Source organism: Catenuloplanes sp. NPDC051500, from assembly GCF_044454585.1.
Taxonomy (GTDB): domain Bacteria; phylum Actinomycetota; class Actinomycetes; order Mycobacteriales; family Micromonosporaceae; genus Catenuloplanes.
Genome location: NZ_JBITDX010000004.1, coordinates 37,749 through 51,200, shown reverse-complemented (window position 1 = coordinate 51,200; position 13,452 = coordinate 37,749). Strand labels below are relative to the sequence as shown.

Below are 13,452 nucleotides of genomic sequence, written 5' to 3'. Positions count from 1 at the left end.
GGAATTCGGTGACCATCCTGCCGAGCCCGATCCCGCACCCGCTGGATCTCCTGTGGTTCGACGCGCCCCAATGGGTCTACGACGGCCTCGAGTGGGTGATCGGCGTCGAGTGGCCCGAGGGCGACGAAGCTGCCGTCTGGGCGCTCGCCGACGAGTGGTACTCGGTCGGCAAAGCCCTCGAAGGCCCGGTCCAGGAAGCCTGGGCCGGCGCCGGCGGCTTCATCAACGGCTACGGCAACACCGGCGCGACCGGCACCGCCTTCCGCCAGGCCTGGGAGGCCATCGCCCTCGGCGACGACGCCGCCCTGATGATGATCATCGAGGCCAGCGACGAGGTCGGCAAGATGGTCGAGGAGTGCGGCTGCGACATCGAAGCCGCCAAAATTGAGGTCTGGATCGAGGTCGTCCTCCTCGTCATCGAACTGATCGCGTTGATCGTCGCGGTCGCGCTCACGCTCGGCGCGGCGTCTCCCGCCGCTGCCGGCGCGATGGCGATCAGCCGCATGGTCATCCAGCAGATCTTCAAGAAGCTGCTTGCCGCGATGATGAAGAAGGCGATCAAGAAGGGCGTCAAGGAAGGCGTCGAGAAGGCCGCCAAGCAGGTCACCAAGCGCACGCTCAAGCAGTTCGCCAAGGACGCCGGCAAGGACGGACTGAAGGAGGCGGCCTCGGAGCTCGCCACGGACGGCGGCACCCAGGCGTACCAGATAGCCAACGGCCGCCGGGACGGCTTCGACGCCGCCTCGCTCGGGCAGTCCGCGCTCGGCGGATTCGCGGGCGGCGCGTCCGCGTCCCTGGCCGGCCTCGGCAAACACGCGGACAGCACGGCCGGGCGCATCTTCGAGGGCGCGGCCCGGGGCGCCGGCGGCGAAGTGCTCGGCGAGGTCGGCGCCGGACTCGCGACCGGCAACGCGCCATCGCTTGAGGACATGGCCCGGGCCGGCACGTCCGGGGCCCGAAGCGGCGTCACCGGCAGCACCACCGACGCCCTCAACACGAACCTCGACTCGAAACTGGACGCCCTCACCTCCTTCCCCTCCTCAAACCCCACCCCATCAACGGGTACGCCGGGCGGCGCGGATCCCTCGGGCGGAGCCTCACCGGCCGGGGGTGGGGGCGGATCGTCACCGTCGTCCACGGGCGGAAACGACGCGTCGGCGTACTCCGGGGCCTCCTCTCCCTCCTCTCCCTCCTCTTCGGACGGTGGAGGCGGGTCTTCCTCGTCATCGCAGGGTGGCGGGTCCTCGCCTGCTTCTCAGGGTGGCGGCGGGTCCTCGCCTTCCTCGTCGCCGACCGGGGACTCCTCTTCGCCTACTGCGGCACCGGCGGCTTACTCGACCGCGGCGGCATCCTCCGCGGACGTGTCATCGGCGGACGTGTCGTCCGCTGCGGATTCCGGGCGGTCGGCCTCGTCGAGCGCGTCACCGGCCGTGGACTCCGGGGCGGCGTCCTCGCCGAGCCCGTCGGCAGCCGATTCCGGTGCCTCGTCCGGGCACTCCTCGTCCGGCTCCCACGAACCGTCCGGCAGCAGCCTGGCCGGCGCGGCAGCGGTCGCGGACCCGGCTACCTCGACCGGTGGACCGTCGGCTACCGGCAGTGGCGGTGCCGCACCGGCCTCGCCCGCCGCGACTGACGGTGGTGGCGCGTCCGCGGGCAACGCGAGCAGCGGTGGAGGCGGGCCCGCGGCCGCCGGTCCTCAGGCCGGAGCACCGGCCTCGCCGGGTGTCTCGGGCGGCGCGGCGTCCGGCGGGTCAGCGTCCAGCGGCGCGGCCTCAAGCGGCGCTGGTAGTAGCGGCTCTTCCTCAAGTGGCGGCGCTTCGTCGCAGTCTGCGGCCTCCGCCTCCACGGCCGGTGCCGCATCGACCGCGCGGCCCGCGATGCCCTCAATGACCAGCCCGTCCCTATCCGGCGGTTCGTCGTCCTCCGGGCCCTCGCTCACGGGCAACGTGTCCGCCGCAGGTCTGTCCGTCTCTGGCAACGCCTCTACCTCTGGCGTCTCACTCTCTGCTGGCGCCTCGAACACCGGACCGTCCATCGCCGCGGACAGCACCGTCGCCGGGTCGTCCGTAGCCGCGAACGCGACGGTTTCCGGACCGGCGGTTTCCGCGGACGCGTCGGGGACCGGACCGCTGGTGTCGGCAGACGCCTCGGCGTCCGGAGTATCCGTCGCCACCTCGCCGAACGGTCCCTCCGTGTCCGCGAACCCCTCGGGCGCGTCCGTATCGACAGATACCTCGTCACCGGCCGATGCATCCGTGTCGACCGGAACCTCGCGGCCCTCCGACTCATCGCCGGACACCGGCCCATCGGTCTCGATGAACCCGGCAACGCCCGACGGCACCTCGCCGAACGGGCCGTCCGTATCGGCTGATCCCTCACCGGACACCGGACCTTCGGTCTCCACCGACACCTCAACGGGCACAGGGCCATCGGTCTCCACCGACGGTTCCCCGGATACGAGTCCATCGGCAACGACCGGCACATCGCCGTCCGTGTCCACCTCACCGAACGGCAACCCGGCGACGCGGCCGGACAATCCGGGCGCGGACGGGAACGGTGGAACCTCGCTCGCCTCGGGTGACGGCGTCGGTGGGGCGACCCCGACGACCTCCCGGCCCACCGGCACCGACCCCGGACCGGCGAACACAAGCGGCCCGGCCAACTCCGGGCCGCTCACCTCCGGACCGCTCACCTCCGGACCGCTCACCTCCGGACCGGTCAACACGGGCCCCATCAGCACGGGACCGATCAGCACCGGCCCGAGCAGCTCAGGGCCGGTCAACTCCGGGCCGATCCGCACCAGGCCGGTCTCGGCGAACCCAGCCGGCCCGGGTCCCAACGTCACGCCGCCGAGCAGCACGAACACGACGCCGAACACCACCCCGCCCGCGCAGCGTGGGCCGGCCGTCAACCCCACGCCCGCGCCCGGCAACAACGCGAACCCCGCGCCCGTCATCGGCGTCACCCAGCAGCCCGGCATGCCGCAACAACAGCACCCCGCGCCGAACCCGCAGCAGGAGGCGGCCGAGCGGCAGGCGTACCAGAACGCGGTCTACGCCCGAGCCCAGCAGGCCGAGTGGAACCGCCGAAAAGACCTGGCCAAGCAGCATGGGTACGCCGCGGAGCAGGCCCAGAGCCGGATGAACCAGGCCTGGCAGCGCGCGAACACGGCCCCGGACCCGCAGACGCGCTACGCCTGGCAGCAGGAGGCGCACAAGCAGCAGCAACTCGCGCAGTACCACGCCAACGAGGTGAACAAGGCTGCCGCGGCCACACCACCGCCAGCCCGGCACACAGTCCCCGACACGGAGTGGCAGGGCCTCAACCAGGACCCGGGCAATCTCGCGCCCGGGCCCGTCACCACAGGCACCGACTCCCGGCGCCCGGGGCCGCAGCCGGCGCCGTCCGACCAGTCCCGCCCGTACCACCAGAGGGGTGGTCTTCGTCCTCCGCTCGCGCTGCACCAGCGCGACCTGGAGAACGCCGTGCCCCGCGACGCCAACGGCGACATCGTGCTCAACCCGCCGCCGAGCGAGACGCCCGGCTCCTGGTTCACGCTGCAGAACGACGGCGGCCCGATGGCGGACCCGACACGCGGCCAGAACTGCCTGGACTGCTCGCTGTCGTTCCTGGAGACCTGGGGTCACGGCCGGCCGCGGGTGTCCGCGCCGCGCACGTTCGACGGCTACAGCAACGGCGACCCGCAGCGCGTCGCGGACGGCGAGTGGGGCGGCACCCGGCGCGCCGAGGCGGTCACCGGTGGCGGCCAGTTCCAGCTGATGACGCCCGCGCACTACAACGGCACCGGGTTCGCGCAGCTCACGCCGCAGCAGCTCGGGCAGTCGGTGGACCGGGCGTTCACCGACCTGCGGGACACGCTGCTTGCGAAAGGGCCGGGCTCGTCCGCGCTGATCGTCACAAGCGACATCAACGGCGGGTCGCACGCCTGGGTGGCGATCAACCAGGGCGGCCAGGTGCTGTTCGTGGACCCGCAGATCGGTCAGGTCCGGCCGTACCCGATGCACGCCTTCACCGGCCAGGCCGGTCAGAGCAATGTGCACTCGGTCGAGGCGTTGTTCCTGGACTCGGACGCACGGCCGGCGCCGGTACCGAACCGGCAGGTCGGGTATTGGTCGTCGCACGAGATGCCGCCGCCGGCTCCGCAGGTCGTCGCGCAGCCGACGCAGCAGACGCCGCAGATGCCGCCGATCCAGCCGATGGCCCCTCAGCAGCAGGTCACACAGCCGGTGGCGCAACAGCAGACCACGCAGCCGGTGACGCAGCAGCCACCGACGCAGCCGATCGGTACAGAGCAGTCACCGACGCAGCCGATCAGCACCCAGTCGTCGACCCAGCAGACGCAGCCGGTCTCGACTACCGCTCCGACAGCCAACACGACGCCGGACTCGACCACAACGCCAGACTCGACCACGACACCGGACCCGACCACGACGCAGCTGGTCTCCACGACGCCGCCTCAGACGACTCCGGTCAGCACCACGCTCGACTCGACCGCGATGCAGCCGATCTCCACAACACCTGTCTCGACGGATCCGCAGACGACGCAGCAGGTCAACAGTGCGCCGGACCCGACGACGCAACCGGTTTCGCCCACACCTGACTCGCAGACCACTGCGCCGCTCTCCACGGCCTCGGACCCGCGGACCACGACCCGGCCGGACTCCACGACCCGGCCGGACTCCACAGCCCGGCCGGACTCCACAGCCCGGCCGGACTCCACGACGCCGGCTCAGGACTCGAGTCCCAGCACGCCGCCGCAGAGCACCACTCCACCGCGGACCCCGACGACCAGCCCCACGCCGGAGGTCACGCAGCCGCTCGCCACCACCGATCCGGCCACGACCCGCACCACGGACGGCACCGCGCTCGCCGCCGACTCGTCCGACCCGGCCACGCGGGCGACAAGCACGACGTACCCCCGCGACACCTCAAACCCGGCCACGACGGCACCGCAGCAGACGGCGGGACCGGATCCGCAGCTTTCGGCGCCGCAGGCGACGCCCTCGCCGCAGCCACAGCCGGACCCCCGGGCGGTCGAGGCCGCGCAGCGCGCCGCCTACCAGGACTCGCTTCAGGACAGGTTCCGGGCGGTCGAGCACAACCGGCGACTTGATAACGCGAAGCGCGTCATCCAGAAGCGCGACATCGCACAGACCAGCCTCGCGCAGGCGGAGCGGGCCGCCGCGGACCAGGCGGCGCGCGGGAATCGGGTGGCCGCGGACTACTGGCGCGGTGAGTCGATGAAGCATCGCGGCTGGGTGAGCCACTGGCAGAGCCAGGTGAACGCCGCCATGGCGGTCACGCCGTCCGCCCACTTCGAGCTGACCGACCCGCGCGCCTGGCGCGAGGCGAACACGGACACCGGCCTGCTCGCGAACGGCCCGGTCGAGTCCGGCACGGTCTCCGCCCAGACCGGCGGCGGACACCCCACCCCGATAGACCAGACCCGGCGGTACGACGAGCGCGGCGGCCACCGGCGCCCCCTGGCCCTGCACCAGCGCGACCTGGAACGCGCGATGCCCCGCAACCCCGACGGCAGCATCGCACTCAACCCGCCGCCCTCCACCGACCCGGACAACTGGTTCCAGCGGATGAACGACGGCGGCCCCACCGCCGACCCGACCCGCGGCCAGAACTGCGTCGACTGCTCACTGTCCTTCCTGGAGACGTGGGGCCACGCCCGCCCCCGCGTCTCCGCACCGCGCACGTTCGACGGCTACAGCAACGGCGACCCGCTGCGTTCCGCGCTCAACGGCGAGGCCGACGGCTACAACCGGGTGCAGTCCGCCACCGGCGGCCAGCTGCAGAACCTGTCCCCCGTCTATCCCGCGAACACCCCGCCACAGCAGGTCAAGGCCGCCGTCGACAACGCGTACTACGCGCTGGAGTATCAGCTTCAGGCAGGCGGCCACGGCTCCTACGCCCTGATCCTGAACGGCTGGGAGGGCGGCGGCGGCCACGCCCACGTCGCCATCAACCAGAACGGCACAATCCTCTACCTGGATCCCCAGACCGGCGCCGTCTCGACGACCCCGCTCTACCCCCACTCCGGCACCCCGAACGCCGCCAACCCGTCCTACATCGAGGCCGTCATCCTCGACGCCAACACCAACCCGAACCCCCTGCCGAACTTCCCGCCGGGCTTGTGGACTGCACCCCAGCAGCCGGCCCAGACCCAGGTAGCCCCGCCCACCCAGACTCCGGCCACCCCGGTCTTCACCCCGCACTCCCAGCAGGTGACGTTCGCCGGCGCCCCCAGCAGCCCTGACAGTCCGGCGCCAGACGCCACCAGAACGGCCTCAGAAGCGAATAGACCAGGTCATGCCGAGACGGCAGGGCCGGCCACGCACCCCGCAGAAGGAGACTCCGGTCAGGCAGCGCCGGAGGGGAACGAGGAATCGACGGAGGCTGAATCGGTGGCACCAGACGATCTGTCGCCGGAGCAGTTGGAGGCGCAGGACGTTCTCGACGACCTGCGGCGAGTCGAAATCACTGACCAATTTCCCCTACCTACGCTTGACACGCCCGAGTTTCCGGTCCGCCGGGATTCCGACAACCTCATCTCGGAAGTTCAGGTCAGGGGCGAGTGGGTCCACATCGATACGTTCGTTGATCAACTGTCTGAAGAACGCGCCAGGATCTGGCGTCTGTCCCGCCTCGCCAGCCTCTCGCCACGTGAATTCAAAAAGATGAGAAGTGAGGCCACACATCACTTGGAGGACTTCGAGGAGGACCTCTCGGGATATCCACCGTTGCCGTCCAAGTTGGCCAATCCGTGCACGGCAGTCGCTATCGACCGCCTGACCGGTCAAATCACTGAGGGCCACAACAACCTCAGGCTGGGCCGGGATGATCTTCATCCGTTGATTCAAGCCAGAATCGACGCCTATCTCGAGCGCTGCAAGAACGAGTTGACAACTCTTCCAGCATGGGGCAGACCGCATCTCCACCCCTCGATTCCGGGCACACATTGTGAAGTGACCTCGGTAAGCGAGCTACTGTGGCGCAGGCAGGCGGCTGGGATTCCGGTAGACGAAAATTCGTTCCAGGACCTTATCATAGACAATGACTTTCCCTTCACTACCCGCGATGATGCGCCGTGCTGCGCCAACTGCACCGGAATCATTCCCGACGTCCCCTGCATATCCGGCAAGCTGGAGACCTATCCTCCGGATGAGAATAGAAAGCGGCCAAGATAGTGGATACCATCAGCTTCGATTCGCTCGACATGGATGACGAGGATAGGTACTGCACGGACGCCGGTCCATTCACCGGCGAGGCCACCACGTCGTACCCTGACGGTTCGCAATACGCCACCCAGCAGTTCAAGGATGGCTTTAAGGACGGCCCGGAGCGCGAGTTTCACCAAAATGGCAGGCTGGCCATGGAGGGTGAATGGAAATACGGAATCCAAATCGGTGTTCATCGGGAGTGGTACGAGGACGGCACGCCCAAGACCGAACTGGATTATACAAATGGCCTACCTACCGTTAAGCGCTTCAACCCGGACGGTACGCCCGCCGGACGCCGAAGGAACTGACCAGGGCACTGACGGATCATCGGGATACGTAAGAACGTGCACGAACCCGCGCGCCCTCAACAGCGCCGCAGTCGCGGGGGCGACCGGCCGGTGCAATTCGAGAACATACGTGATGTTTAGGTAAGTCGCCGGAAAGTGCCCTCCGATTACCTCTTCGACGATATTCCGGTCGATGTCCCCGGCCGGGCCGCCTGGGCAAGCGTCGCCGCCGACACGACGGAAGCCGCTGAGGCCTTTCAGGCCTTGTGCACGTCACCTCCGGCAAGCGGGTCGACATGCTTCAATCCCCGCCAACGGTCCAACCGGGCGCCACAGGTCCTGGAGACCGGGTAAGAGGCTGCCGAACGACCACACCATCGCAGAAACACCTGCTCTCCGTGGACCGCCCGCTGTCTACCCGGCCGTCCAAACTCGCTCAGTACCGCATCGCCGACAGCAATCTGCGCCTCTATCTCGCCATCATGCGTGATGTGCATCAGCAAGTTTTGCGTGGCCGGGTTCAGGCGGGGCAGGCCATCCTGACCGCACGCTGGTCCAGTTGGCGCGGCACCGCTGTCGAGCCGATCATCCGGGAAGCGCTCACGAACGCCGCCTTCGCCGGGGAGCTGCCCTTCACCGGCGTCCAGGAGGTCGGCGGCTGGTGGAACCGGCAGGGTGATACCGAGATCGACCTGGTGGGAGCCGATCGCGGCCCGATCGCCACCACGGTCATGTTCGCAGGTTCGATCAAGTGGCAGGACGGCCCTTTCGACCGGCACCATCTCGCCACGCTCCGCCGCGATGCCCCTGTCATCCCCGGCTTCGACCCCGCCACCGGCGGTCTGGTCGTGGTCAGCCGCTCCGGCACCGACATACCCTCCGGCGAGGTGGACGTCATCTGGGGTCCCGACGATGTCGTCCACAGCTGGCCCGGTTAGCCAGCCGGCACGGCGATGACCACAGAGCTCTCCGCGCGGCGACAGCGGCAACAGCGCCGACAGCGCCGACAGCGGCGGCCGCACGCCAATCGGAGTCGGAAGTAAGATCCGATCTAACTTCGGCGCGACCGACGTTCCACCGACGGTGACTGAATCGATCAGATCACCCGCGGCCGCGGGGTTTCGAGGGCATCTCCGTAAGGCGACGACGCCACGCCTCAGGCAAGGACCAGGGTGAGGCCGAGCCCCGCCATTACCGCCGCGATCACGCCGTCCACCACCCGCCAGGCCAGGGGCCGGGCCAGCAGGGGTGCGAGCCGGTGAGCGCCGAAGCCGAGCGCCGTGAACCAGGTCAGGCTGGCGATGATCGCGCCGGCGCCGAAGAGCCACTGGTGTGAATCCTGGTGGGCGATCGCGCCGAGCAGGACCACCGTGTCGAGGTACACGTGTGGGTTCAGGAAGGTGAAGGCCAGGCAGGCGAGCAGGGTGGCGCGGAGCGTTGCCGGGGGACGGTCGGCGGGGGCGAGGGCGGCGGGGCGGAGTGCCCGGCGGGCGGCCATCACGGCGTAGCAGAGGAGGAAGGCGGCACCGCCCCAGCGGACGATTGCCAGCGCGAGCGGGGCCTCGGAGATGACGACGCCCAGGCCGGCGATGCCGATGCTGATCAACAGGGCGTCCGAGACGGCGCAGGCGACGACGACGGCGAGCACGTGTTCGCGGCGCAAGCCTTGGCGTAGGACGAATGCGTTCTGGGCGCCGATGGCGACGATGAGCGTGAGTGAGAAGCCGAAGCCGGCCAGGAGCGATCCCATGCCGATGACGCTAGGGCGACCGCCGGGCGTACGGAAGCTAAAGTTTTTGATGGTTCATTAGGATTGCTTAATGGCGCTTGATCCAGTGCAGTTGGCGACCTTCCACGCGGTGATCTCGCACGGCAGCTTCGACGCGGCCGCGTCGGCGCTTCATGTCACGCCGTCCGCGGTGAGTCAGCGGATCAAGGCGTTGGAGCAGGTCGTGGGCCAGGTGCTGGTACGGCGGGTGCGGCCGTGCGAGCCGACCTCGGCGGGGCAGGCGCTGGTACGGCTCGGCGGGCAGATCGCGTTGCTTGAGCAGGAGGCGTTGAGCGCGGCGCGTGATGTGCTCGGCGCGGCGCGGACGACCCGGCTGGCGGTGGTGATCAACGCGGATTCGCTTGCCTACTGGTTCCTGCCGGTGCTCACGGCCGTACCCGATGCGGTATTTGATCTTCACACCGACGACGAGGGGCACACGGCGGAGCTGTTGCGCGCCGGGACCGTGATGGCCGCGGTGACCACGGAGCGGGTGCCGGTGCAGGGGTGCAGCGTGCAGCGGCTCGGTGCGATGCGGTACCTCGCGGTGGCGTCGCCGGGCGGGCACGAGGCGTGGTTCGCCGGGCGGGCGCTGGCGGCGGCGCTTCCGGACGCGCCGATGGTGCGCTTCAACCGCAAGGACGTGTTGCAGCACCGGTTCGTCCGCGAGGTGACCGGCCAGGCTCTGGATCCGCCGGCGCACAGCGTGCCGGCCTCGGCCGCGTTCGATGCGGCGGTCCGGCTCGGGCTCGGCTGGGGGCTGCTGCCGGAGCAGATCGCGGCGGCGGACATCGCGGCCGGACGACTGGTCGACCTCGCGCCGGGGCGGCACGTCGACGTGCCGCTCTACTGGCAGCGGTGGCGGCTGGAGTCGGCGGCGCTCACCGCGCTGACCGAGGCGGTGCGCACGGCGGCCGCCACCGCACTGCGCTGAAAACCCCAAACCCAACAAACACGTCCGGGGGTACGGCGGGAGCCTGCCAGCGCGGAGAAGAGCACGCCGGCCGGCCCGCGACGAGGACGCGGCCTCGAAGGCGAATCCGGCCCGGCAATCAACCCAGTGCCTCGACACGCCCGTCCACAAAGCTGCCGCCCGGCTTCAGGACAGGGAACCACAACACGAAAGGCCGAAAACGCCACTCCGATCGTCCACAATCAGGCTTATCCGGGGTTCTTCGGGGTGAACCCGGATGAACCGACGGTCACGCTCTGACAGTGTCAGGAGACCCAACGCAACGCGGACGGAGGCACCTCCCAGTGCTACACCGCACCAAGATCACCAGCATCGTGCTCACCACGCTCCTGCTCACCACCGCCTGTGCCACCGCGCAGAACACCGCCGGCGGCGGCGCGGAGACGACCGCCTCACCCGCGCACGGCGGCCACGAGTACCAGTCGCCGCCACCGCCCGTCCCACTCCGCGACGGCGAGCGGTTCCAGGAGCTCACCATGTCGCGCCCGTACACCCCGAAGGCGCCGGACGGCGCGACCGACGAGTACCGCTGCTTCATGGTCGATCCGGGTCTCACCGAGGCCGCGTTCCTGACCGGCAGCCAGTTCGCGCCGCAGAACCACGACATGGTCCACCACGCGATCTTCTTCCGGATGGAGCCGGCGGACGTCGCGGCCGCGGAGCAGCTGGACGCGTCCGAGGAGGGCGACGGCTGGCGCTGCTTCGGCGATGCGGGTGTCGGTGACGCGGCCTGGGTGGCCCACTGGGCGCCTGGTGCGAACGAGGTGCTGCTCGACGACACGCTCGGCTATCCGATGCCGCCGGGCAGCCGCCTGGTGATGCAGATCCACTACAACCTGCTTGCGGCGGACGGCGCCTCCGGCGGCACTGATCAGTCCGGCATCCGGCTGCGGCTGTCCGGCAGGAGCCTGACGCCGCTGAACACCGCGCTGCTTACCGCGCCTGTCGAGTTGCCGTGCGCGTCCGGCGAGTCCGGCCCGCTCTGCGACCGGGCCGCCGCGATCGCGGACGTGACGAAGCGGTTCGGCGCGCAGGCCGGCGAGACGGTGGTGCACCTGAACGAGGGCTGCAACGACGGCAAGGCGCCGGCGAGCGGCCCGACGCAGAGTTGCGTGCGGCCGGTCAAGCGGCCGATGACCGTCCACGCGGTGGCAGGTCACATGCACCTGCTGGGGCGCGCGATCACTGTGGAACTGAACGCGGGCACGCCGCGGGCGAAGAAGCTGCTGGACATCCCGTCCTACAACTTCGACGATCAGGCGATCCGCCCGCTGCCCGCGCCGGTCGACATCACGGCGGGCGACACGATCACGGTGACCTGCACGCACGACGCCGCACTGCGGCGGCAGCTGCCCGCCCTGCAGAAACTGCCGCCACGGTACGTCGTGTGGGGCGAGGGCACGAGCGACGAGATGTGCCTCGGCATCCTTGTCGTGACCGCGGCGGCCGACCGCTGACCGGCCGTCAGCACCGTCACGTGGTCAGGCGCGGAGCCGGCCGAGGAAGTCGTCGAGGGCGCCCGGCATGTCGACGGTGTCGCGGTCGAGCAGCCACTGGATCTGCAGCCCGTCCATCAGCGCGATAAGTGACACCGCCGCGGTCTCCACGTCGACGCCGGCCGCCACGTCGCCGTCGGCTTGGGCCGTGCGCAGTGCGCCGGCCATCAGCCCGCGGATGCGGCGGTACCGGCCGGTGAAGAAGCCGTGCGCGGGATGGTCCTCGGCGACGGCCTCACCGGAGAGGGTGGCGTAGAGCCGGACCAGGCCGGGGACCGTGGTGTTGTGCCGGACCTGGTCGGTGACGGACTGGATGAACGCCCAGCCCTGGGCGTCGCCGAGCCGTTCCAGGTCAGCGCTGTCCCGCTCGTCGAGCACCTCGGCGAGCAGCTGTTCCTTTGAGGAGAAGTGGTGGAGCAGCCCGGCCTGGGTGAGCCCGACGCCGTCCGCGATCTCCTTGAGCGAGCCGCCGCGGTAGCCCGAGTCGGCGAAGACCACGACGGCTCGCCGCAGGATCTCGGCGCGTTTCGCCACGCCCTTGCGGTAGCTGCCGCGGACCCGCCGAGCGTTCTCGTCAGTCACGAAATCCGAGGGTAGTGGGGCGTGGCACATCAGAGTCGCTTATCACAAATCACCCTAAACCATTCTTAGGAGACTCTAAAGAATCTTGACTGCGGTGAACGCATCGACAAGCGTTCCCCAGATGCGAATCCCCCTCAAGAATTCACGATCTTCGCGGGTACGTGTGGGAGCGCTCGCTGCGGCGGCCGCGCTCACCGCAACCGGCGGCCTGGTCGTCACCGGGAACGCGCTTGCCGACACCGCGCCGGCCGACACCGCGAGCTGCGGCGCCTTCTTCGACGACTTCCGCTACGCCTCGACGGCGGACGCCGCGTTCACCGGCAATGGCTGGCGCACCCGAAACTACGCGGGCGGACCCGGCATACCGGGCGCCACCTGGTCAGCGGCGAACGTCTCGTTCACCGATGTGGACGGTGAGCGCGTCGCCCAACTGCAGGGGTCCACCGACGGCAGCGCGGCCGGCACCAGTCAGGCCGAGTTCTTCCAGGACGACCGGCGCTTCTTCGAGGGCACCTACGCGGCGAGGATCAAGCTGTCCGACACGCCGGTCAGCGGCCCGGACGGCGACCACGTCAACCAGACGTTCTTCGCGATCGGCCCGGCCCAGCGGTTCGACTACGACCCGCTCTACTCCGAGCTTGACTTCACCGAGTACCTGCCGAACGGCGGCTGGGGCACGGACGGCCCGACCAACTACGTGACCAGCTACAACGGGTTCAAGGAAGACCCCTGGGACCCGTACAACGCGAGCACCGCGCAGGACGGCAGCCTGGCCGGGTGGCACACAATCGTGGGCCAGGCCGTGGACGGGCGGGTGGTCTACTTCGTGGACGGCGTGCAGGTCGCCGAGCACACGGTGGACGAGAAGGACGGCTCGCGGCCGGTTTCGCCGCGCGCGGAGATGGCGATCAACTTCAACCTGTGGTTCATCGACACGGCCGGGCACCGCGGCGACCGCGCGACGTACCAGGAGCAGATCGACTGGGTCTACTACGCGGACGAGGAGGCGGTCACGCCTGCCGACCTGGAGGCCCGCACCGCCGCGTACCGTTCCGCAGGCACCGCGCACGAGGACACGCTCGGCCCCTGCTGA

General features: G+C 69.7%; 8 protein-coding genes. 6 read left to right on the top strand and 2 right to left on the bottom strand.

The window, feature by feature from the left end; all coding sequences use genetic code 11:
• Window positions 1–8: 8 nt before the first annotated feature.
• From ACIA8K_RS09490 to ACIA8K_RS09480, 3 genes are all read left to right on the top strand, one after another.
• Window positions 9–7,220: a toxin glutamine deamidase domain-containing protein gene (locus ACIA8K_RS09490; RefSeq protein WP_396056807.1), complete on the top strand. Its 7,212-nt coding sequence runs from the start codon at window positions 9–11 to the stop codon at window positions 7,218–7,220.
• Window positions 7,220–7,561: a toxin-antitoxin system YwqK family antitoxin gene (locus ACIA8K_RS09485; RefSeq protein WP_396056805.1), complete on the top strand. Its 342-nt coding sequence runs from the start codon at window positions 7,220–7,222 to the stop codon at window positions 7,559–7,561. The genes ACIA8K_RS09490 and ACIA8K_RS09485 overlap by 1 nt, the downstream gene beginning before the upstream one ends.
• A 377-nt stretch (window positions 7,562–7,938) precedes the next feature.
• Window positions 7,939–8,478 (top strand): DUF234 domain-containing protein, encoded by a 540-nt coding sequence (locus ACIA8K_RS09480; protein WP_396056803.1) that lies wholly within the window; start codon window positions 7,939–7,941, stop codon window positions 8,476–8,478.
• Window positions 8,479–8,696: 218 nt separating this feature from the next.
• On the opposite strand, the gene ACIA8K_RS09475 is transcribed toward ACIA8K_RS09480, so the two are convergent.
• Window positions 8,697–9,290 (bottom strand): LysE/ArgO family amino acid transporter, encoded by a 594-nt coding sequence (locus ACIA8K_RS09475; RefSeq protein WP_396056801.1) that lies wholly within the window; start codon window positions 9,288–9,290, stop codon window positions 8,697–8,699.
• A 70-nt stretch (window positions 9,291–9,360) separates the two neighbouring features.
• Between ACIA8K_RS09475 and ACIA8K_RS09470 the strand changes: the two genes are divergently transcribed.
• Window positions 9,361–10,242: a LysR family transcriptional regulator ArgP gene (locus tag ACIA8K_RS09470; RefSeq protein WP_396056799.1), complete on the top strand. Its 882-nt coding sequence runs from the start codon at window positions 9,361–9,363 to the stop codon at window positions 10,240–10,242.
• A 323-nt stretch (window positions 10,243–10,565) separates the two neighbouring features.
• Window positions 10,566–11,738: a monooxygenase gene (locus tag ACIA8K_RS09465; RefSeq protein WP_396056797.1), complete on the top strand. Its 1,173-nt coding sequence runs from the start codon at window positions 10,566–10,568 to the stop codon at window positions 11,736–11,738.
• A gap of 24 nt (window positions 11,739–11,762) precedes the next feature.
• On the opposite strand, the gene ACIA8K_RS09460 is transcribed toward ACIA8K_RS09465, so the two are convergent.
• Complete coding sequence (locus tag ACIA8K_RS09460; protein WP_396056795.1) at window positions 11,763–12,359, bottom strand: TetR family transcriptional regulator; 597 nt, start codon at window positions 12,357–12,359, stop codon at window positions 11,763–11,765.
• A 163-nt stretch (window positions 12,360–12,522) separates the two neighbouring features.
• On the opposite strand from ACIA8K_RS09460, the gene ACIA8K_RS09455 reads away from it, so the two are divergent.
• Window positions 12,523–13,452 (top strand): glycoside hydrolase family 16 protein, encoded by a 930-nt coding sequence (locus ACIA8K_RS09455; protein ID WP_396056793.1) that lies wholly within the window; start codon window positions 12,523–12,525, stop codon window positions 13,450–13,452.